Here is a 21326-nt window from a genome sequence, read left to right as displayed (position 1 = left end):
TACGGCACCATCTCGGACGCCGCGTGGGGCACACAGCGTCGAACGGAGCCTCGGTTGAGGGCGTGCGGGCCGCCGCCATACCAAGCTGCGATCGCCTTCTGCTCCACTCCGAGCAGAATCGACTGGGTCGACTCGTCTGGCTGGTGGGATACGCCCGAAGCATCAGACGGTCGCCGTCGACTGTGTCCGGCGCCGGGACGAGTTCGACGTCGACGTCCCGCAGCGGGGGAGAGCCACCCCCAGAGAAGCCAGGTCATGCCGTCGACGGGCCTCGTCGCCACCGGACGCCAGCAGACGATGCGTTTCGTCCACTGCGAGTCGACCCGCTCCCGGACCGTCTCTCAGCGCAACGCCAGCGACTCGAGGGCGACTTCGGCAGTGACCTTGATGGCTGGCTCGTTCATGCCGTGGATGCTCGCACAGGCCACCGACAGACTGACGTCGTTCTAGCCTAAGAACGCGCGCTTGACGCGGGACCAGAAATCTCCCTCAGGTTCCGGCACGTGCTTTTGAGTAGCCATCGAGGTTGTCAGTTGCGCTCGTGGGGGAGTACTTTGCAGCAACTCGAGAGTTTCGCGCTTCGCGGCAATCACGCGTACGCGACCGGCTTCCACTGCTGAACGCGCGCCAGCAATGAAAATCGCATGCAAGACGATGCCCACGTCGAGTTGCTTGGCCACTCGTCACGCCATCATCTTGGGCAGATACCCAACTTTCACGGCGTCAGCGAAGACAGCTACCGCGAAGGGGTCGTGCTCATTGTCTGGCTCGCGCACGAGAGTCGCGATTCGGCCCGGCCGTGTGTCAGCGCGACGCTCTTGGTAGTACTTGAGGCCCCGAAGTTGTGCAGTCCAAAGCTCCAAAGCGAGCAAGTTCCGGCACCCCATGTTGACGAGCTTCCTCGTAGTGACCTCGTAGAGCCACCGCTCGCCTCCGTGCGGCCCGACTCGGAGTGCATCCACGGACTTGAGGAGCTCATCCCAACGTGAAGAGTGCAGGTAGATCGAGTCGCGGTCCGTTCGGTGGACACCTGCCTGATGCGTCGTGGGCTGATCATGCCAGTGCTGGCCTTCTCTGGCACCACACCGGGGCACCATATGTCCGTGGTCGACCGTAAGATTCGCGCATGCGCAGGAGGATCTTCCCCATCGTCGCCGCGGCTGCACTTGCCCTGGCCCTCACCGGCTGCGCCGCCGATACCAGCGACGCGACTGCTCCCTCGGCGTCAGCCCAGCCGACACCGACGCCGACACCGACGGTTGAACCGCTCACGGATGTTGAGATCTGCGAGCTGATGATCCCTGCTTCCGGCGAAGTCGCTCTCGAGAGTGACGCCATGGTCGAGTCCATCACCGATGACCCCAGCGGGGGAGGGATCGATCCCCTCAAGCTCGCAGTTTTGGACGAGAAGTTGCTCCGCTTCGAGGGGTGGGCGTCTCCCGAACTCAGGACAGCACTCGTCGCGTATCACGAGCCAATCCACGCGCTGCAGCAGATCTACGACACAGGCGTGAACACGACGATCACGACGTCGGTGGGCCCGGATGCCACTGCACTCCTCGGCGCCTGTGTCGACGTTTACGAAGCGGCCGACGTGTCTTAGTTCAGGCCTCGCGAGCCGGCACCGAAACAGGTTTGCGCCAACTCTGCGCCAACTTCCCGAGCAAGACGAAAGCCCCGATCCGACGTTTACGCGTCAGATCGGGGCTTTCTCTAGTGGGTGATGCGGGACTCGAACCCACGACCTCTTCCGTGTGAAGGAAGCGCGCTACCAACTGCGCCAATCACCCGCGACGAGGACTAATCATGCCACAGATTCGGGCTGTGGATGATCACCCACGCGCGCGCGGGTGTTGCGTGTTGCTACTCCGGCAGGCTCTGACCCGCACGGCAAGCTCGCGACGCCTTACGACGGCGTTCGCCCCATCGTGCAAGCAGCGGGAGAGCGGTGCAGCTGCGCAGGCGCAATCGCGACCTGCCGACCTGACCAGGACTTTCCTCGAATTACACCGGTGGATTTTGTATCGCGGCCCGAGTTCCTATAGAGTCATTCTCGCGCTGGTCAAGCCGGAACGGAAGTTCCCGAGACAAGCGCAATGCGGATGTGGCGCAGTGGTAGCGCATCACCTTGCCAAGGTGAGGGTCGCGAGTTCGAATCTCGTCATCCGCTCGAGTGTGACTCAGTCTGGTGGTAAACACCAGAAGGAGTTTGCACGGGTTTCAACCCACAACACGGTGACGTGGCCGAGAGGCGAGGCAGCGGCCTGCAAAGCCGTCCACACGGGTTCGAATCCCGTCGTCACCTCGCAATGGGCGATTGGCGCAGCGGTAGCGCGCTTCCCTGACACGGAAGAGGTCACTGGTTCGATCCCAGTATCGCCCACCATTGAGGAGAAGGCCCCTGAGAAATCAGGGGCCTTCTTCGCGTCTCGTCGAAGTCCTGATCGGAAGGCGTGAGGCCCGTGATGAATCCCGAACACGCAGCGACCCGGGTGCTCTCGGCGGCCGGCACCAGCACTGCCCGCCCCGAACTCGAGGAACGCTACTTCCGCCGCATGGCTGCCGCCGTGGACGAGAAAACTCAGCTCACGGACTGGCTGCGCGGCGGCCGGGTCCTCGACATCGGTGCCGGGGGAGGAGAGCTCGCGGCGAGAATCGCAGTGCTCCCTGACATCGAAGAGACCATCGCACTCGACGACTCCGCCGATGCGATCGCGCATCTCGAGCAGATGCCCGGCATCACGGTGCTCTCAGGCTCCGCGGACCAACTGGAGGTGCTCGGCCTGCGCGATCTGGACGGCATCGTGATGAGCTCGGTCCTGCACGAGATCGCGTCGTACGGCCCGAACGGGCCGGAGAACGGGCGTCAGACCATCGCGGCGAATCTCGCGATCATCGCCGAGGCGCTCAGCCCAGGCGGGGTTCTCGTCATCCGCGACTTCGTGACACCCGCTCGACCGGATCGCCTGACGACGCTCGTCACCCCCGGCCACGACGGCGACGAGCTCCTCAGCGCCTACCTCGACCGCGTTCCCCTCCTCGAGCTGAGGCGCCTCGAGAGCCTCGGCCAGCATCGCTTCGCCGGCACAGCTCGCGTGGTGACGGAGGCGCTGCTGACCGTGAACTGGGGCGCAGAGTCGCTGCCGCGCGAGACGCAGGAGCAGTACTGTCAGTTCGAGCTGGACGAGCTGGTCGACGTCGTCGAAGCGCTTGGTGCCGGCCTGACGCCGGTGCACCGGGAGGCCTGGGTGCAGCCCGGGTACCGACAGCACCTGGCCGCCTGGTCCGTGCTCGAGCAAGACGGCACCCCGTGGTTCCCGGAGACGAAAGCCATCTGGGTCTTCGAGAAGGCGGCCTCGCAAATCCCGCCAAACGCCTGATCGTCGCCACGGTGGCGGAGTCCGCCCGGCGCGAGCCAGCGACCCCCAGTCTCGTGGGGTGCGCAGTCGCTGCCGGACAGAGAAGCGCCCCGTCGTCCGCAGCGAAGGCTGCAGTCGAGGGGCGCCTCGTGGCTGCGTCGCGTCAGCTGGTGCAGAGCGTGTTGAGCTCGTTCCCAGAGGTCTGCATCTCCGCGGTTGCAGTGCTCAGCTCTTCAGCCACCGAGGTGTCCTGGTCGATGAGCACCTTCTGCATCAGGTCGCGCACGGTCACGAAGTCCTCGTGGACAGCCGTGGTGGCTGTCTTGACCTCGTCATTGGAGACCGACTCGGCGGCGTCGCCGATACCGTCGACTGTCTCGCTGAACGCGTCGATCGTGGTCTGCGGGTCCGAAGTGGTCGAGGTGATGTCGATCTCAGACAGGGCCGTCGAGGCCGCCTGCATCTTGGTCTGCACGACGGCGCAGGCATCTGCAACCGACTGGTCGCTCGTGGTGCTCTCGGCCGCCGTGCCGGAGTCTGCCGTGCCGCCGGGCTCCGAAGCGGGTGACCCCGAGCAGGCGCTGAGGCCGAGCATGGCGGCTGCGGCGATGGTCAATACGGCGATACGGCGGTTCATGGGGGTCCCTTCGACAGCGATGGCCCGAGCCTTCTGCTCGTCCGACTCTCGCCAGCCTAGGAGGACAGCGCGGACAGGCCGTGATTCGAAACGGGGGAGTTCTCCCCACCAGCGGACGAACAGCGGTCACAGCCGAACCTCAGCTGTTCCACTCCCAGACTGTGGTCCGACCTCGGAGCTTCACCCCAGTGGTGTCAGTGGTGACACGCACGACTCCCGTCCCCTCCAGCCACCGGCGGAAGTTCGGTCGGTCGAAGGGCTCCGCATCGAGCGCTGCCCCGAGCGCCAGAGCCATCCCTGAGGTGAACTTCTCGCCGAGCAGGGCTCGGGTGACGGCCCAGTCGCGCCAGACGATCTCACCGAGCCGCACACGGGCCGCTTCGACGATCTGCGCGTGGTCGAAGGGAAGGTGGGGCGCACTGTCGAGCGGATGCCAGCGCAGCTCCCCGTCGCCCGCCTCCGCGCGCAGGAAGACGAGGCTGGCGAGCGAGATGGTGGCACTGCGCGGGTCGCGCATCGTGCCATCGAACCAGCCGAGCTGGCGCGTCAGCCGCACATCATCGTCCGGTATCCCAGCCTTCGTCCGCATTGCACGCAGCACGGGGCCAGCCCCGTGCTCCCCGGACAGCAGCAGCACGCCGGGGATGGCCTCCACGCCGGCGTGTGGCGCGTTCTCGCGCACCGCGACGCCGAACTCCAGCCGCTCGTCGCGATAGCGCACAGCGAGTGCATCCATCGCGACGAGCGGCTGGTCGTAGGACTCGGTCAACGCAGCACCGTCTGCTTCGCGAGCACCGCCCGAACCTCGGGGAACGTCTGCCGCCGCACGAAGGAGCCATCCTCCCAGATGGGCTGCAGCAGGGACTCCGCCTCCTCAGCAGGCGTGGCCCGCTCTATCAGGCGCATGCGGCCATCGGCGTCGGTCACCACCGCCAGGCGGCCCGTCGCGCTCTTCTTCGTTCCGCTGTCAGTCACAGGGTCCTTCCGGATGTCGACTCCGCGACCGTCGACCTGAATCCACGTCGCCTTGATCGCCGACATGAACGTGTCTCTGGTCTGGTACTGGTATCCGAAGCTTCCCATGCCGAAGACGACGTTTCCAGAAGCGAAGCCCTTCGCGGCCAGCCGCTCGGTGATCAGCACCGCCCGCTCGCGGGTGATGGAGTCACCGTAGATGGCCCCGATGTGGGGGTCGAGCTCCTTGTAGCCAGCCGCATTCACCGTTCCGCCGAACGTGTCCCAGAGCAGTTCGATGACACCCTTCCGCTCGGCCGGACCGGCATCCGGAGCACCCTCCTCCACCCCGCAGAGGATGTCGACGGGGTTCCCGGAGTCCGGCCGGACGACGAGCTTCCCGTCCCGAGCAAGGACCTCTTCTCGGAGTGCCGGCAGGTACTCGGTGAGCACTCGCCAGAGATCGAAGGTGTCGGAGACGACGGAGACGATGCCGCTCGGGTAGAGGCCGAGCAGCCCCTCGAAGAGCTCACGCTCGCCGACCGTCGCGATACCCGCACACATGACCGAGTGCTCCGTGGCTGGCACGCTGCCGGCGACGAAGGCTCCGCCGTAGTGACGCTCGATCCAGTCGATGGAGACGAGTGAATCGGTGCCGGTGAAGCTGAGCAGGTGCGCGGCGCCGCTCATCGCGGCGGTCTCGTTGGAGGACATCCCTCGGTAGGAGAAGTCGTGGCCCTGCCAGTCGACAGCTGCCAGGGGTGTCCCCGTTCTCGTCGCCGCTATCTCGAGCGTCTCGCGCATCGCCTTGGCGATCGTCGCGGTCGTCGATGCCTGCCAGATCTCCGCGCTGAGCACCGTCTCGATGTAGTTGGTGAGCCAGAAGAAGTCGGGGTGCGTGTTCTCGATCGTGAAGCTCGGAACACGGAGCGGTACTGCTGTGCCCTCCGGCACGGCACAGAACCGCAGGGGGAGGAAGCCGAGGCGGTGCAGCGCGCGGATGTGGGCGCTGCCGATCGTGTTCGGCCCGAGGATGCTCGCGAGACGAGCCTCATAGGCCTGGCAGACCTGATCCTCGTCGGCGGCGAAGAAGACGCGGAAGCTGTGCGCGTATCGCTCGAGGAACGCCTGGAGTCCGAAGTGCACGACCGCGCCGATGTCCGGAATGCGGGAACCGCGGTTGGTGTAGTTGGAGTAGACGCCGGTGACGTCGCCGGCAAGGCCGTACTGCTGGAGGTGGCCGAGCTTGTAGGCATCGGTCTGGAAGAGGGGAGCAACAGATGTGTAGTCCATGGTCATTCCTTTCGGGGGAGCTTGTGGCGTCGAGATCGCGTCGGCCGCGACTCAGTACTCGACGTAGGGGGCGAGGATGTTCCGGATCGAGAGCACCTTGGTCGCGACGCCCTCGCGTGCGGAGCCGGGGTGCGAGTCGGTGGTGATGATCTCGCCGAAGTGCTGTCGGAGGGCGGGGGCATCACCCGAGAAGACCCCATGGCTCACGTAGAGCGTCAGGCGCTCCTTCGGCAGTCGGGTGGCTTCTGCCAAGCCCCTGAAGGTGCCGCCCCCGTCACAGATGTCGTCGACGACGAGGAGGCGCCCGTCACGGGGGAGAGCCTCGCAGCTGAAGCCGGAGAGCTTCCCGGTCTCGAAGTCACGGTGCTTCTCGGCGCGGAAGAGAGGGAGGTGCAGCGCGGACGCGGCGGCCTGCGCTCGGCCGACGGCACCTGCATCCGGTGCGATGACACCGACGTAGTCGTGTGCTGATCCGACGCGTCCGATCGTCGCTCGCCGCACGTAGGGGGCCGAGCCGACAACCTTGACGTTGTCGATCAGGCCGGGAGCGACCGAGGAATGGGGGTCGAAGACGATCACCTGGTCGAGTCCGAAGCTGTTGATCAGCTCGGCGTAGACCTTGGCGCCGAAGGGCATGCCTCGGTCGGCACGTGCCGCCGGGAGGTAGGGGAGGACTGCGATCGCGCGCTGGCCGAGCTGGTGCGCGTAGTCGGCCCAGAGCCCGAGGGTGATGAGGTCACTCGGATCGGCGCCCGTGACGGTGGCGTAGGCGGGCTTCTCGTCGAGATCCGCGGGGACGACGAGGGTGATCTCGCCTCCGGGAAATCGCAGGATTCGGATGGCGCTTGTGGCCTTCCAGCCGGAAGGCATCTGTGCTTGGAAGTGGATGCTCATGCGTCGACTGTATCAGCTATTCGTAGATTTACGAATAGCTCTCTTCGGGAGATGCAGGCAACACGCAGAAAGGCCCACCCGGATAAACCGGATGGGCCTCTGCGCACGTGTCAGGTCAGACGCGGCGGAACTGATTGACGAGCGGGCAGTCGAAGGGGTCGCGAGCCTGGAGGCCGACCCTGTTGAGGTAGTCGATCACGATGCCGTAGGACTTGATCAGCGTCGTCTCGGTGTACGGGACCTCGAGGTTCTGGCAGTGCTCACGAATGATCTCGCGAGCCCTGGCGAGGTGCGGGCGGGGCATGCTCGGGAAGAGGTGGTGCTCGACCTGGTAGTTGAGGCCACCCATGAGCGCGCTCGCCCACCAGCCACCGCTGACGTTGCGCGAGGTGAGGACCTGCTTGCTGAAGAAGTCCATCTTCACGTCGGCGGGGATGATCGGCATGCCCTTGTGGTTCGGGGCGAACGATGCGCCCATGTAGACGCCGAAGACGGCCATCTGGACGGCGATGAAGGCGAACGCCATGCCGAGGGGGAGCAGCCAGAAGATGGCCCCGAGGTAGATCGCGAAGCGAACCGTGATCATCGTGAACTCGACCCAGCGTCCCTTGATGGGCTGGCGAGTGAAGAGGGACTTGATCGAGCGGAAGTGCAGGTTGTAGCCCTCGAAGGTGAGCAGCGGGAAGAACAGGTAGCCCTGCTTCCGCGTGATCAGTGCAAGAAGGCCGGTCTGCTTCCGAGCATCCTCCTCCGTGAAGGAGATCGTGTCGAAGTCGATGTCGGGGTCTTTGCCCATCTTGTTCGGGTTCACGTGGTGCTTCGTGTGCTTCGTCATCCACCAGCTGTAGCTCATGCCGACGACGCCAGCAGCGAGGAAGCGACCGAGGCGGTCGTTGCCTGGGCCGGACTCGAGCACCTGTCGGTGCGAGGCCTCGTGGGCGATGAAGGCGAACTGGGTGAAGATGACGCCGAGGGCGGCAGCGATGAGCAGCTGGAACCAGCTGTCGCCGAGCAGGATGAACCCGGTGATGGCTCCGCCCAGTGCGAGGATGAGACCAGCGGCCAGCATCCCGTAGAACCAGCGAGTGCGCTTGAGCAGGCCCATCTCACGGATGACCTTCGACACGGCGCTGTAGCTCTGTGTTACGGACTTCGCTCCCGGGGTGCGGGGCTTGGTGGTGCGGATCCGGCCGATGCCCTGGGGGAGCGCAGAAGATGAAGTCGTAATGTGAGGATCCCCTCGGTCGGCAACCTTTGGTTGTTTCGTTCGCCAAAGGCAGTGCGCCGATCGCTGACTTCAGGCTAGCGGGATGAGCTGCTTTGTTGGCTGTGTATCTGTGCGAGTCGTCACCCAGCGTCTTCACACGCGATGTATCGCGATTGCGCGTATCTTGATGCCATCACGGATCGCGCCGGTCGGCGCACTTGGAGGAATCATGGCTTCGACGGGCAGCGGCGCAGGCGACAGCACGGGTTCAGCGAGGGGCGAGCGGATGCGTGAGTCTGCGAACTCGGGCGCGCGAGTCCAGGCCGTGCACACGGGGCTGAAGAAGGTCGTGACCGGACGAGAGAGCGTCATCAAGAATCAGGCAGTGAAGCTCGCCGAGAAGCTCGACGTCAAGACCGAGGGCCGACACCACCAGAAGATCCGCCTGGCGCTCCTCGCCCTGAACAGCCTGGTCGACACGCTCGGCAAGGATGGCAAGGCCGAGTCGGAATCCAAGGCCTCAGCCGGCGCCGGCGACGCGAAGTCGGCAAGCGGAGGCCCCCGCCCCTCCGCGACACCCTCCGATTCTGACGCACCCGAGGACATCGGCACGTTCACGCCCCGCGAAGGGCGTCGGAAGAAGTAGGCGTCCCGCTCCTCAGGGAGCGGGTTCTCTGCGCCGAGCGGAGGCAGTCGCGCGATAAAGTGGTCGCTTGTTCATGCCTAACGACAAGGAGCATCGTGACCAGCGATCCCGTTGACCTCGAGACCGAAACCCGCCCGCACGAGAACGGCGGCGCGACGACCACCGGATTCGAGCTCTTCACAGACCGCTCCGTCGTCGCGATGAAGCTCGACGGTGTGCTCGTCGACCTCGCCACGGCGGTGCCGGACGGGGCGATCGCAGAACCAGTGACGATCGACAGCGCCGACGGGCTCAACATCCTCCGCCACTCGGCCGCCCACGTCATCGCGCAGGCCGTGCAGAAGATCAACCCAGATGCACGGCTCGGTATCGGCCCGCCCATCACCGACGGCTTCTACTACGACTTCGACGTCGAGACCCCCTTCACGCCGGAAGACCTCAAGGCCATCGAGAAGGAAGCCCAGCGCATCCAGCGACAGGGGCAGCGCTTCGTTCGCCGGGTCGTGACCGACGATGAGGCACGGGCCGAACTCGCCGACGAGCCCTACAAGCTCGAACTGATCGGGCTCAAGGGCAGCGGCGCGAACGCCGACCACGAATCGGTCGAGGTGGGCGCTGGTGAGCTCACGATCTACGACAACGTCGACGCGAAGACAGGAGAGGTCTACTGGAAGGACCTCTGCCAGGGGCCGCACATTCCCTCGACCCGGATGCTCAGCAACGGCTTCTCGATCCTTCGCTCGGCGGCCGCCTACTGGCGCGGGTCCGAGAAGAACCCGCAGCTCCAGCGCATCTACGGAACGGCCTGGCCGACGAAGGACGAGCTGCGGGCCTATAAGGAGCGCATCGAGGAGGCCATGAAGCGCGACCACCGGCGCCTCGGCCGCGAACTCGACCTGTTCAGCTTCCCGGACGAGCTCGGCTCCGGGCTCCCGGTCTTCCACCCCAGGGGTGGGATCATCAAGCTCGAGATGGAAGAGCACTCGCGAAAGCGCCACGTGCAGGAGGGGTACAGCTTCGTCTCGACCCCGCACATCACGAAGGGGCGTCTCTACGAGATCTCCGGGCACCTCGACTGGTACCGAGACGGCATGTATCCGCCCATGCGTATCGACGAGGAAGTGGATGAGGCGGGCAACGTCACCAAGCAGGGCCAGGACTACTACCTGAAGCCAATGAACTGCCCGATGCACAACCTGATCTACAACCAGGGCGCGCACTCCTATCGTGAGCTGCCACTGCGCATGTTCGAGTTCGGCACGGTCTACCGCATGGAGAAGTCCGGCGTCGTGCACGGCCTGACCCGCGCACGCGGCTTCACCCAGGACGACGCCCACATCTACTGCACGCGCGACCAGATGCGGGACGAGCTGACCCGCACCCTCAAGTTCGTCCTCTCGCTGCTCAAGGACTACGGCCTCGACGACTTCTACCTCGAGCTGTCGACGAAGAACCCCGAGAAGTTCGTCGGCGACGACGCAACCTGGGAGGAAGCGACGCGCACGCTCGAGGAGGTGGCCACCGAGTCCGGACTCGACCTGGTCCCCGATCCGGGCGGAGCCGCGTTCTACGGCCCGAAGATCTCCGTTCAGGCGCGCGACGCGATCGGCCGCACCTGGCAGATGTCGACCATCCAGCTCGACTTCAACCTGCCAGAGCTCTTCGACATGGAGTACGCGGCTCCGGATGGCACGCGCCAGCGTCCCGTCATGATCCACCGCGCCCTCTTCGGCTCGATCGAGCGCTTCTTCGGCGTGCTCGTCGAGCACTACGCCGGCGCCTTCCCGGTCTGGCTCTCGCCCGTGCAGCTCGTCGCCATCCCGGTTGCCGAGCAGTACGGCGACTACCTCCAGGGCATCGTCGATGAGCTGCGCTCCCACGGCGTGCGAGCCGAGCTCGACGCGTCCGACGACCGCATGCCGAAGAAGATCCGCAACCACACGAAGGCGAAGGTGCCGTTCCAGCTCATCGCTGGCGAGGATGACCGCGCCGCGAAGACGGTGTCCTTCCGCTTCCGCGATGGAACCCAGCGCAACGGCGTTCCGATCGAGGACGCGATCCGTCTCGTCCGCGGCGCCGTCGACGAGCACCTGCTCGTGAACACGGCAGAAGACCTGGCATGAGCGCGCTCGGGTTCCCCGAAGGCGAGCTCGACGGCCTCGATATCGAGCGCTCGGCTGACTTCGCCGGGGTGCCCGACTCCTTCCAGCGGCTCTGGACGCCGCACCGGATGGCCTACATCCAGGATGGCCAGGACCCCGCTCAGGATGCCTGCCCGTTCTGCGTCGGGCCCACGATGGACGACGAGAAGTCGCTCATCGTGGCCCGGGGCGAGCACGCGTTCGTGGTCATGAACCTCTATCCGTACAACTCCGGTCACCTGCTCGTGTGCCCGTACCGGCACGTGGCGATGTACGACGAGGCCTCCGAGGCCGAGGTGCTCGAGATCGCGCATCTGACGCAGACAGCGATGCGCGTGCTCCGCGCCGTCTCGAACGTCGACGGCTTCAACATCGGGATGAACCAGGGACGCCTGGCCGGAGCTGGCATCGCCGGTCATCTGCATCAGCACATCGTGCCGCGCTGGCAGTTCGACGCCAACTTCTTCCCGATCATCGCGAAGACGAAGGCGTTCCCATCGCTGCTCGGCGAGACCCGCCAAGCCCTCGCCGACGCCTGGCCGAAGGCCTGACGGACCGCGATTCGATTGGGCAGTCGCCCAATCAAGCCAGGACGCACGCGCGTCTACACTTGAGCCAATTCACCTCCGAACCGCCATGCACTCTCTGCACGCGGAAAGTAAGGACATCATGAGCGAAAGCACTGCACCCCTCGTCGCCGCCGACGGGACCGTAGGCTCCAACCGGGTCAAGCGCGGCCTCGCGGAGATGCTCAAGGGCGGCGTGATCATGGACGTCGTCACCGCAGAGCAGGCGCGCATCGCCGAAGATGCCGGCGCTGTCGCCGTCATGGCCCTCGAGCGCGTCCCGGCCGACATCCGCGCGCAGGGCGGCGTCGCCCGCATGAGCGACCCCGACCTCATCGAGAGCATCATCGCCGAGGTCTCCATCCCCGTCATGGCGAAGGCTCGCATCGGGCACTTCGTCGAGGCGCAGGTGCTTCAGGCGCTCGACGTCGACTACATCGACGAGTCCGAGGTGCTGAGCCCCGCCGACTACGTCAACCACATCGACAAGTGGCAGTTCACGACGCCGTTCGTCTGCGGTGCCACGAACCTCGGTGAGGCGCTGCGCCGCATCAACGAGGGCGCCGCCATGATCCGCTCGAAGGGCGAGGCCGGCACGGGCGACGTGTCAGAGGCGACCAAGCACATCCGCAAGATCCGCGGCGAGGTCGCCGCGCTCACCTCCATGACCCGCGACGAGCTCTACGTCGCCGCGAAGGAGCTCCAGGCTCCCTACGAGCTCGTGCGCGAGATCGCCGAGACCGGCAAGCTGCCCGTCGTGCTGTTCACCGCGGGTGGCGTCGCGACCCCGGCCGACGCCGCGATGATGATGCAGCTCGGTGCAGACGGTGTCTTCGTCGGCTCCGGCATCTTCAAGTCGGGCAACCCGGCCCAGCGCGCCGCCGCCATCGTGAAGGCGACCACCGCGTTCGACGACCCTGCCGTGATCGCTGCCGCATCGCGGGGCCTCGGGGAAGCCATGGTCGGCATCAACGTCTCCGACCTCGCGGCCCCGCACCGTCTCGCTGAGCGCGGCTGGTAGCGAGGCGTTGGCGACTCCCGTAGTCGGCGTCCTCGCCTTGCAGGGCGACGTCCGTGAGCACCAGCAGGTGCTCACGGACCTCGGCGCCGAGGTGGTGCTCGTGCGGACCCCGGCGCAGCTCGAGGCTGTCTCGGGACTCGTGATCCCCGGAGGCGAATCGAGCGTCATCGACAAGCTGTCTCGGATCTTCGACATCGCTCAGCCCATCCGGGAGCGAATCGCAGCAGGGATGCCGGTCTTCGGCACGTGCGCCGGCCTGATCATGCTCGCCGACACCGTCGTCGACGCGATCAGGGGGCAGCAGAGCTTCGGCGGCCTCGATGTGTCGGTGCGGCGGAACGCCTTCGGCTCCCAGAACCAGTCGTTCGAGACGCAGATCGAGGTTCCGGAGCTGGGCGGGCCGGCCGTGCACGCCACCTTCATCCGCGGACCCGTCGTGGATGCCGTCGGGAGCCGTGCTCGCGTCATGGCGGCTCTCCCGGACGGTCGAGTGGTCGCCGTCGCGCAGGGCAATCTCCTCGGGACGTCGTTCCACCCCGAGATGAACGGCGAGACCCGGTTCCACAGGTACTTCCTCGACCGGGTCGCCGAGCAAGCCGGCTGAACGACGCCACGCACCGACCGATTCGACAGAGAACCAGGAGCAGAACATGGCGAGACGCCGTCCGAGCAAGGCAGCAAGGAGCAAGCAGGTCAGCGAGTCCCTCGCGGCCTTCATCCGCGACGCCCCTTCTTCGTATCACGCGGCGGCTGAGGTCGCCAGGCGGCTCGAGGACGCCGGCTTCACGTCACTCGACGAGCGCGACGAGTGGCCCGAGGAGGCCGGTGGCTACGTCGTCGTCCGCGACGGCGCGGTCATCGCGTGGCGAGTGCCGGAGTCCACGTCGCCGACCACGCCGTTCGCGATCGTCGGAGCGCACACCGACTCGCCTGGGTTCAAGCTCAAGCCGACCCCCGAGTCGACGTCGCAGGGATGGCAGCGCCTCGAGGTCGAGGTCTACGGCGGGCCACTGCTGAACTCCTGGCTCGACCGCGAGCTGCGTGTCGCGGGCCGTCTCGCCCTCGCTGACGGCACCGCCGTGCTCGCTGCTTCCGGGCCCATCGCGCGCATCCCGCAGCTCGCGATCCATCTCGACCGGGGCGTCAACGAGCGCGGACTCGTCCTCGACCCGCAGCGCCACACCCACCCCGTCCTCGGTCTCGAGGCAGCGGGAGGCGTCGTGGCGGCGCTCGCATCCGACGCCGGGGTCGACCCGGATTCGATCACGGGCTTCGACCTCTTCCTCGCAGATGCCCAGGACGCCCAGCTCTTCGGACACGGCGAGGCGCTGTTCGCCGGGGCACGCCTCGACAACCTCGTCAGCGTCCACGCCGCGACGACGGCACTCGTCGAGACCGTGCCGAGCGGCGTGATCCCCGTCATCGCGGCCTTCGACCACGAAGAGGTGGGTTCCGCAAGCCGTTCCGGCGCGGCCGGCCCGTTCCTCGGCGACGTGCTCGCACGCATCCAAGAGGGCCTCGGCGCGGGGCCCGCCCAGCAGCGGCGCGCACTCGCCGCCTCGTGGCTCGTCTCGAGCGACCTGGGCCACAGCGTGCACCCGAACTACCCGGAGAAGCACGACGACGAGACCCGGCCCATCGCGGGCCGGGGGACGCTCCTCAAGCTGAACGCGAACCAGCGCTACGCGACGGATGCGCGCGGAAGCGCACTCTGGACCGGCGTCTGCCAGAACGCGGGCGTGGCCGTGCAGGCCTTCGTGTCGAGCAACTCGCTCCCGTGCGGTTCGACGATCGGCCCGATCGCGTCCACAGAGCTCGGCATCTCGACCGTCGACGTCGGCATCCCCATCCTCTCCATGCACTCGGCCCGCGAGCTGGCAGCGATCGCCGACATCGAGGCCCTCGAACGCGCACTTGCTGTGTTCCTCGCGGGTGCTTGGCCGGAGCACGCGTAAACTAGACGAAGAGACCGCTCGCCGACGGCGACCAGTGGCGTCCACCTCTCGGGCCACGGTGTCAGCGTGCATACGACCAGCAGCAGGCGCCCACCGTAGGTGAGACGCGCGAGAACAACGGAGAACAGATGTCCGGACATTCCAAGTGGGCGACGACCAAGCACAAGAAGGCCATCATCGACTCGCGTCGCGCGAAGTCGTTCGCCAAGCTCATCAAGAACATCGAGGTCGCGGCGAAGATCGGCGGCGCCGACATCGCTGGCAACCCCACGCTTGCTGACGCCATCCAGAAGGCGAAGAAGACCAGTGTCCCGATCGACAACATCAATCGGGCCGTCAAGCGCGGCGCGGGCCTCACCGGCGAGTCGATCGATTACACGACGATCATGTACGAGGGCTACGGCCCCGGTGGTATCGCGCTGCTCATCGAGTGTCTGACCGACAACAAGAACCGCGCTGCGGCCGAGGTGCGCACGGCCATGAGCCGCAACGGCGGCAACATGGCGGACCCGGGTTCCGTTGCGTTCAACTTCGAGCGCAAGGGCGTCATCGTCGTGCCTCATGAGGAGACCCCCACCGAGGACGACGTGCTCGAGGTCGTCCTCGACGCCGGCGCCGAGGAGGTCATCGACCACGGGCACGTGTTCGAGATCCGCACGGAGGCCAGCGAGATGGTCGGCGCGCGCACGGCCCTGCAGGCCGCGGGCATCGACTACGACTCCGCCGACGCCGAGTTCGTGCCGAACGTCAAGGTCGAGGCCGACGCCGACACCGCTCGCAAGGTGTTCCGCCTCATCGACGCACTCGAGGACAGCGACGACGTGCAGAACATCTTCACGAACATCGACGTCTCCGCCGAGGTGCAGCAGCAGCTCTCCGAAGACGACGAGTAGTCCGAGTGCCGCGGCGAATCCTGGGCATCGACCCCGGCCTCACGCGCTGCGGCCTCGGCATCGTCGACGCGCACGGCCGACAGCGTGTCGAGTTCGTGCACGTCTCGGTGGTCACCTCAGCTCCCGGAGATGAGCTGCAGCGGCGCCTCCGACTCCTCGCAGACGGCATCGAGGCCGTGCTCGACGAGTTCAAGCCGGATGCCATCGCCCTGGAGCGCGTCTTCGCCCAGCAGAACCTGCCGAGCGTCATGGGGGTCGCCCAGATCTCCGGAGTGATCCTCGTCGCAGCGGAACGTCGAGGCATCGCAGCTGTCCTGCACACCCCGTCGGAGGTCAAAGCCGCCGTCACCGGCTACGGCTCAGCCGAGAAGAAGCAGGTCGGCACGATGGTGCAGCGCATCCTCCGACTCGACGACATCCCCAAACCGGCCGACGCCGCCGACGCGTTGGCGCTCGCTATCTGCTCGGCATGGAAATCCCCGCTCGACGCGCTCAAGCCCGCGGGGCGCCAGACGCCAGCGCAGCGAGCCGTCGCGTCAGCCGGGCGGCCCTCGGACGCGCCGACAACCGCGCAGAGCGCGTGGCTCGCCGCCGAGCGTGCCGCGAAATCTCGCGGCCGCCGCGTACGGTAGACCGGTGATTGCTTCCCTCCGCGGCCAGGTGCTGTACCGGACCGCCACAACGGTCACGATCGAGGCCGCGGGTGTCGGCTACCAGGTCTTCGTGACCCCAGCCCATGCCATGCAGCTCCGCCTCGACACCGAGGTGCTGCTGCGCACGCACCTCGTCGTCCGCGAAGACGCCTGGACCCTGTACGGGTTCCAGCGACCCGAGGAGCTCGAGATCTTCGAGCACCTCATCACGGTCACCGGAGTCGGCCCCAAGTCCGCGCTCGGCGTGCTCGCGCATCTCGAGCCGGAGCAGGTCGCCCGCGCGGTCGGTGAAGAGGATGTCAAGGCCTTCACGGCAGTGAGCGGCATCGGCCCCAAGACCGCGAAGCTCATCATCCTCTCGCTCGCGGGCAAGATCGCGCTCGCGCCTGCACCGGGCACGACCACGGGGGAGCCTTCTTCCGACAGCGGGGCCGCAGCGGTGCGCCGCGACGTCGTCGAAGCGCTGCTCGGCCTCGGCTACGCAGAACGGCAGGCTGCGCCTGCGGTCGGAGACGCCGCCAAGGCCCTCGAGGGCGAAGACCAGGACGTCGCGAAGCTGCTGCGGGCCACCCTCAAGCTGCTCGGGCCAGCTGGGAGCCGGTCGTGACCGACGCCTCGCACATCCCGGAAGCACCCGAGTCCGAGGCGGAGATCGCCTTCGAGGGAGCCCTCAGACCGGCGAACCTCGCCGAGTTCGTCGGCCAGGCGAAGGTGCGGGTGCAGTTGGAGCTGCTCCTCAAGGCCGCCGCCCTGCAGAGTCGCACCCCCGACCACATCCTGCTCGCGGGCCCCCCAGGCCTCGGAAAGACGACGCTTGCTCTCATCGTCGCCGAGGAGACGGGGCAGCCCATTCGGCTCACGAGCGGTCCGGCGCTGCAGCACGCGGGCGACCTTGCGGCCGTGCTCTCCAGCCTGGTGCCGGGTGAGCTGCTGTTCATCGACGAGATCCACCGCATGGCGCGCACGGCCGAGGAGATGCTGTACCTCGCCATGGAGGATTACCGCATCGACATCATGGTCGGCAAGGGTGCAGGCGCCACGAGCGTTCCGCTCGAGCTGGCCCCGTTCACCGTCATCGGCGCCACCACCCGAGCGGGCCTCCTCCCGAACCCACTTCGCGACCGCTTCGGCTTCACCGCGCACCTCGAGTTCTACGAGGACGCCGAGCTGGAACGTGTCCTCGCCCGTGCGGCCCGCCTGCTCGATCTCCGCGTCGACGATGCGGCCCTCGCCGAGATCGCGACCCGCAGCAGGGGTACACCGCGAATCGCGAACCGACTCCTCCGGCGAGTGCGCGACTACGCCCTGGTCCACGAGACCGACGCCAACGAGCAGGCCGTGCAGCACGCACTCCTGGTCTACGACGTGGATGCGCTTGGCCTCGACCGCCTCGACCGCGCCGTCCTGCAGGCGCTCATCGATCGCTTCGCCGGGGGACCGGTCGGCGTGAGATCGCTGGCCGTCTCCGTCGGCGAGGAGGCGGAAACCGTCGAGAGCGTGGTCGAGCCCTTCCTCGTCCGGACCGGCCTGGTCACCCGCACGCAGAGGGGCCGCGTCGCGACGCAGCAGGCCTACGCGCATCTCGGCCGCACCCTTCCTGGCGGGGGAGCACCCCAGCGGTCAGCTCTCGACATCTAGGAACCACCATCAACCCTCCAGCTCTTGCTGAGCGACAACCGGACGACCGCGACGTACACTAGATGCGTTTGCCGTCGTTCCGGGCGTGCATAGTCGTAGTACGGACTGCCAGAAAGGCACCCACAATGGATCTCACGCTTCTCCTTCCCCTCGTCCTCCTCGGCGTCATGATCTTCTTCATGTGGCGCAGCAACAAGAAGAGGTCTCAGCAGCAGCAGGAGATGCGCAGCAGCGCGGTCATCGGCGCGGATGTCATGACGCAGAGCGGCGTCTACGGCACGATCGTCGACATCGACGAGGAGAACAACATCACGACGATCGAGTCGGAGCCGGGCACCCGTCTGCGCGTCCACTCGATGACCGTCGCGAACATCCTCACGCCGGCTGTTCCGGACGATGCTTCCGCGCTCGCCGAGCACGAGGCCGTCGAAGAGCGTCCCGAGCTCGAGGCCGAGGCAGAGTCCGAGCGCCGCGACAGCGACAACGGCTCCGAGTCCGGACCGAACATCAACAAGGCGTAGGCGACTCCCTCACCTCTCACGCACGGGCCTCGTCTTGAGGTCAGAAGGCAGAACTCTCTTGGCGAAGTCGACAACGTCATCGGCGCGTCGTGGTCGGGGTGCTGGCATCGTCCAGCGCGCCTGGCGCACGCTTACGTGGCTCTTGATCCTCATCCTTGCCCTCGTGGGCCTCAACTGGCTGGCCGTCGCCACGCAGGGCGGTCAGTGGACGCCTCGCCTCGCGCTCGACCTCGAGGGTGGCACCCAGGTCGTCCTTGCGGCGCAGCTGCCGGAGGGCCAGGCAGACCCGTCGTCCGAGCAGATGCAGCAGGCGGTCTCGATCATCCGCCAGCGCATCGATGCGTCCGGCGTCTCGGAGGCGGAGATCACCACCCAGGGCGGACGGAACATCGTCGTCTCCGTCCCAGGTGAGATGGACCAGCTCACGCGAGACCGCATCGAGAACTCGGCCAAGCTCGAGTTCCGTGCCGTGCTCGTCGCCGACCAGGCCGCGAACAGCCAGGCCATCCCGGCTGACCAGCTGCCGGAGGAGCTCTCGACGACGCCCACAGCGGAGCCGACGAACGCGAGCGACATCAACTGGGTCACCGAGCAGATGTACGTCGACTTCCTGCAGTTCAACTGCGCCGACCTCGCACCCGCTGCCGACATCGACCCGACCCAGCCGCTCATCACCTGTGACGACTCCGGGACGGAGAAGTACGTCCTGGGGCCGGTAGAGGTGACCGGTGAGCGCATCGCCGACGCCACCAGCGGCCTCACCACCACGAGCACCGGCGCGACCACCAACCAGTGGGCCGTGAACATCGAGTTCGATGCACAGGGCACGCAGGAGTTCGCTGCCGTGACCGAGCGGCTCGTCGGGTTGACGGAGAACCAGAACCGCTTCGCCGTCACGCTCGACAACCAGGTCATCGTGGCTCCGACCACCAACGCGGCGATCACCGACGGCAAGCCGCAGATCTCCGGAAACTTCAACGAGGAGAGCGCCAAGGCCCTCGCGGACCAGCTCAAGTTCGGTGCGCTGCCCTTCAACTTCGTCGCGCAGTCGACCTCCACGATCTCGGCGACCCTGGGCAGCTCGCAGCTCGTGAACGGCCTCATCGCCGGTCTCATCGGCCTCGCGGCCGTCGTCGTCTACTCGTTGTTCCAGTACCGGACGCTCGGACTCGTGACGGTGGCTTCGCTGGTGATCGCTGCGGCCCTGACCTACATCGTCGTCACGTATCTCTCCAACCAGGAGGGGTACAGGCTCTCGCTGGCGGGTGTCGCGGGCCTCATCGTCGCCATCGGCATCACGGCAGACTCGTTCATCGTCTACTTCGAGCGCATCAAGGATGAGCTGAGAGACGGCAAGGGGCTGGTCTCGGCCGTCGAAGGCGGCTGGACACGCGCCATCAGAACGATCCTCGCATCCGACGCCGTCAACTTCCTCGTCGCCATCGTGCTGCTGTTCGTGGCCGTCGGCAACGTGCGTGGCTTCGCGCTGACACTCGGCATCACGACGATCATCGACATCATCGTGGTCACCCTCTTCACCCACCCCCTCATGCGCCTGCTCGCTCGGACCCCGTTCTTCGCGGACGGACACCCCGCCTCGGGCCTCGATCCCAGATCTCTTGGCGCGGTGTACCGCGGGCGCGGCACGTTCCGCACCCCGGAGCAGAAGAAGCGCGGCGCAACACGCGAGGCTGAGCGACGACAGACGCTCGCCGAGCGCAAGGCAGAAGCCGCCAAGAAGGCCGGTGGCGATGACCTCGTGGCGGCCGGGTCGGCCAATGCCGATCAGACGTCGACCACGAGCAATGGGGAGAAGGCCTGATGAGCAAGTTCCAGACCCTGGGCAACGATCTGTACACGGGGGAGCGCTCGTTCAACTTCGTCGGCAGACGGAAGATCTGGTTCTCCATCGCGGGAATCGCGGTGCTCATCTCGATCCTCGTGCCGATCCTTCGCGGAGGCCTCGAGCTCGGCATCGAGTTCACCGGTGGCTCCGAGTTCCTGGTCTCGCAGCCGGCGACCGACGAGCAGGAGCCGGCCATCGCGGCCGCCGCCGAGTTCACGGCAACCCCCGCGAAGGTCGCCGTCCTCGGCGACGGCGGAATCCGCGTGCAGACCGACGCCCTCTCCGAGGACGCCAACACGGAGCTGCGTGCGCAGCTCGCGGAGGCGTACTCCGTGCCTGTCGAGGACGTCAACCTCTCCACGATCGGTCCATCGTGGGGGCAGGACATCACCCGTCAGATGGTGATCGGCCTCGGCGTATTCGTGGCGATCGCCGCCATCCTCATGTCGCTGTACTTCCGCACCTGGAAGATGTCGATCGCGGCACTCGTCGCCCTCGCCCACGACCTCGTCGTGACAGCGGGCGTCTACGCCGTCACCGGCGTCGAGGTCACCCCCGCGGCCGTGATCGGCTTCCTCACCATCCTCGGCTACTCCCTCTACGACACCGTCGTGGTCTTCGACAAGATCCGTGAGAACGCCGAGGACTACAACGCGGAATCCTCCCGGACCTTCGGCGAGCTCGTGAACCTGGCCATCAACCAGACCCTCGTGCGCTCGATCAACACCTCGGTCGTGGCACTGCTCCCGGTCGGAGCGATCCTGTTCATCGGCGCCTTCCTGATGGGCGCAGGCACGCTGCGGGACATCGCCCTCGCACTGTTCATCGGAATCTTCGTCGGAGCGCTCTCGACGATCTTCGTCGCGGGCCCGCTGTACGCGGGGCTGCGTTCACGCGAACCGGAGATCGCGCGCACGGACAAGCGCATCCTCGCGGCTCGCGCACGCACGCTCAAGGAGCGCGACGAGGCCGATGCGGATGCCGAAGACGACGAAGAGGCAGCCGCTTCGGAGTCCGAGCCGGCACCCAGGGCCTCCGCGTCCTGAGGACACCCCGCACGGTGATAACTTGTCATCACCCTGGTCCGCGTACCCACGCAGGC

23 protein-coding genes and 4 tRNA genes are annotated in these 21326 nt (G+C 66.6%); 19 read left to right on the top strand and 8 right to left on the bottom strand.

What is annotated here, in order from left to right:
- Positions 1-255: 255 nt before the first annotated feature.
- Positions 256-450: a hypothetical protein gene (locus tag GV007_RS08150; RefSeq protein ID WP_160071820.1), complete on the top strand. Its 195-nt coding sequence runs from the start codon at positions 256-258 to the stop codon at positions 448-450.
- Here GV007_RS08150 and GV007_RS08145 read toward each other — a convergent pair.
- Both GV007_RS08145 and GV007_RS19445 read right to left on the bottom strand, forming a co-directional pair.
- On the bottom strand, positions 447-680 hold the full coding sequence (locus GV007_RS08145; protein ID WP_160071819.1) for a hypothetical protein: 234 nt from the start codon (positions 678-680) through the stop codon (positions 447-449). The genes GV007_RS08150 and GV007_RS08145 overlap by 4 nt on opposite strands.
- Before the next feature lie 3 nt (positions 681-683).
- On the bottom strand, positions 684-887 hold the full coding sequence (locus GV007_RS19445; RefSeq protein ID WP_442960385.1) for an HIRAN domain-containing protein: 204 nt from the start codon (positions 885-887) through the stop codon (positions 684-686).
- Between the two features lie 239 nt (positions 888-1126).
- Here GV007_RS19445 and GV007_RS08135 point away from each other — a divergent pair, with 239 nt between their 5' ends.
- Positions 1127-1603 (top strand): hypothetical protein, encoded by a 477-nt coding sequence (locus tag GV007_RS08135; RefSeq protein ID WP_160071817.1) that lies wholly within the window; start codon positions 1127-1129, stop codon positions 1601-1603.
- Positions 1604-1717: 114 nt separating this feature from the next.
- On the opposite strand, the gene GV007_RS08130 is transcribed toward GV007_RS08135, so the two are convergent.
- Positions 1718-1790, bottom strand: a tRNA-Val gene (locus GV007_RS08130).
- A 308-nt stretch (positions 1791-2098) separates the two neighbouring features.
- On the opposite strand from GV007_RS08130, the gene GV007_RS08125 reads away from it, so the two are divergent.
- The 4 genes from GV007_RS08125 (at position 2099) to GV007_RS08110 (ending at position 3380) form a co-directional block, all read left to right on the top strand.
- Positions 2099-2170: transfer RNA gene (locus GV007_RS08125), tRNA-Gly, on the top strand.
- Between the two features lie 64 nt (positions 2171-2234).
- A tRNA-Cys gene (locus GV007_RS08120) sits at positions 2235-2305 on the top strand.
- Between the two features lie 6 nt (positions 2306-2311).
- Positions 2312-2386 (top strand) — tRNA-Val (locus tag GV007_RS08115).
- A 76-nt stretch (positions 2387-2462) separates the two neighbouring features.
- On the top strand, positions 2463-3380 hold the full coding sequence (locus GV007_RS08110) for a hypothetical protein (RefSeq protein WP_160071816.1): 918 nt from the start codon (positions 2463-2465) through the stop codon (positions 3378-3380).
- Between the two features lie 142 nt (positions 3381-3522).
- Here the strand turns inward: GV007_RS08110 and GV007_RS08105 are convergent, their stop codons facing one another.
- From GV007_RS08105 to GV007_RS08085, 5 genes are all read right to left on the bottom strand, one after another.
- Entirely contained in the window at positions 3523-3996 is a 474-nt protein-coding gene (locus GV007_RS08105) for a hypothetical protein (protein WP_160071815.1), read from the bottom strand.
- A 139-nt stretch (positions 3997-4135) separates the two neighbouring features.
- Positions 4136-4765, bottom strand: a complete 630-nt coding sequence (locus GV007_RS08100) for a hypothetical protein (protein WP_160071814.1) — start codon at positions 4763-4765, stop codon at positions 4136-4138.
- Positions 4762-6243, bottom strand: a complete 1482-nt coding sequence (locus GV007_RS08095; protein ID WP_236558419.1) for a nicotinate phosphoribosyltransferase — start codon at positions 6241-6243, stop codon at positions 4762-4764. The genes GV007_RS08100 and GV007_RS08095 overlap by 4 nt, the downstream gene beginning before the upstream one ends.
- A 51-nt stretch (positions 6244-6294) precedes the next feature.
- Complete coding sequence (locus GV007_RS08090) at positions 6295-7137, bottom strand: phosphoribosyltransferase family protein (RefSeq protein WP_160071812.1); 843 nt, start codon at positions 7135-7137, stop codon at positions 6295-6297.
- A 115-nt stretch (positions 7138-7252) separates the two neighbouring features.
- Positions 7253-8332 carry a fatty acid desaturase family protein gene (locus GV007_RS08085; protein ID WP_236558553.1) on the bottom strand — a complete coding sequence of 360 codons (1080 nt, stop codon included), beginning with the start codon at positions 8330-8332 and terminating at the stop codon, positions 7253-7255.
- A 241-nt stretch (positions 8333-8573) separates the two neighbouring features.
- Between GV007_RS08085 and GV007_RS08080 the strand changes: the two genes are divergently transcribed.
- From GV007_RS08080 to secF, 13 genes are all read left to right on the top strand, one after another.
- Positions 8574-8990: a hypothetical protein gene (locus GV007_RS08080; RefSeq protein WP_160071811.1), complete on the top strand. Its 417-nt coding sequence runs from the start codon at positions 8574-8576 to the stop codon at positions 8988-8990.
- Between the two features lie 200 nt (positions 8991-9190).
- Complete coding sequence (gene thrS, locus GV007_RS08075) at positions 9191-11113, top strand: threonine--tRNA ligase (protein ID WP_160074150.1); 1923 nt, start codon at positions 9191-9193, stop codon at positions 11111-11113.
- Positions 11110-11682, top strand: a complete 573-nt coding sequence (locus GV007_RS08070; protein ID WP_104241301.1) for an HIT family protein — start codon at positions 11110-11112, stop codon at positions 11680-11682. The genes thrS and GV007_RS08070 overlap by 4 nt, the downstream gene beginning before the upstream one ends.
- A 118-nt stretch (positions 11683-11800) precedes the next feature.
- Entirely contained in the window at positions 11801-12718 is a 918-nt protein-coding gene (gene pdxS, locus GV007_RS08065) for a pyridoxal 5'-phosphate synthase lyase subunit PdxS (RefSeq protein ID WP_104241300.1), read from the top strand.
- Between the two features lie 7 nt (positions 12719-12725).
- Positions 12726-13322 (top strand): pyridoxal 5'-phosphate synthase glutaminase subunit PdxT, encoded by a 597-nt coding sequence (pdxT, locus tag GV007_RS08060; protein ID WP_160071810.1) that lies wholly within the window; start codon positions 12726-12728, stop codon positions 13320-13322.
- Positions 13323-13368: 46 nt separating this feature from the next.
- Complete coding sequence (locus GV007_RS08055) at positions 13369-14673, top strand: M18 family aminopeptidase (RefSeq protein ID WP_160071809.1); 1305 nt, start codon at positions 13369-13371, stop codon at positions 14671-14673.
- Between the two features lie 128 nt (positions 14674-14801).
- Positions 14802-15566, top strand: a complete 765-nt coding sequence (locus tag GV007_RS08050) for a YebC/PmpR family DNA-binding transcriptional regulator (protein ID WP_104241297.1) — start codon at positions 14802-14804, stop codon at positions 15564-15566.
- 5 nt (positions 15567-15571) lie between these two features.
- A complete protein-coding gene (ruvC, locus tag GV007_RS08045; protein WP_160071808.1) occupies positions 15572-16198 on the top strand; it encodes a crossover junction endodeoxyribonuclease RuvC in 627 nt (208 codons plus the stop codon).
- A gap of 4 nt (positions 16199-16202) precedes the next feature.
- Positions 16203-16826: a Holliday junction branch migration protein RuvA gene (ruvA, locus tag GV007_RS08040; RefSeq protein ID WP_160071807.1), complete on the top strand. Its 624-nt coding sequence runs from the start codon at positions 16203-16205 to the stop codon at positions 16824-16826.
- Complete coding sequence (gene ruvB / locus GV007_RS08035) at positions 16823-17857, top strand: Holliday junction branch migration DNA helicase RuvB (protein ID WP_104298771.1); 1035 nt, start codon at positions 16823-16825, stop codon at positions 17855-17857. The genes ruvA and ruvB overlap by 4 nt, the downstream gene beginning before the upstream one ends.
- 125 nt (positions 17858-17982) lie before the next feature.
- Positions 17983-18378, top strand: coding sequence for a preprotein translocase subunit YajC (gene yajC / locus GV007_RS19185; RefSeq protein ID WP_160071806.1), 396 nt, complete (start codon positions 17983-17985; stop codon positions 18376-18378).
- 58 nt (positions 18379-18436) lie between these two features.
- Entirely contained in the window at positions 18437-20200 is a 1764-nt protein-coding gene (gene secD, locus GV007_RS08025; RefSeq protein ID WP_228502687.1) for a protein translocase subunit SecD, read from the top strand.
- Positions 20200-21270: a protein translocase subunit SecF gene (gene secF / locus GV007_RS08020; RefSeq protein ID WP_160071804.1), complete on the top strand. Its 1071-nt coding sequence runs from the start codon at positions 20200-20202 to the stop codon at positions 21268-21270. The genes secD and secF overlap by 1 nt, the downstream gene beginning before the upstream one ends.
- Positions 21271-21326: the final 56 nt, after the last annotated feature.

This window comes from Pseudoclavibacter sp. 8L (genome assembly GCF_902506465.1).
Taxonomy (GTDB): Bacteria; Actinomycetota; Actinomycetes; order Actinomycetales; family Microbacteriaceae; genus Pseudoclavibacter.
The sequence above is the reverse complement of the archived record's forward strand: the minus strand, read 5'-3'. Positions and strand labels throughout refer to the sequence as shown.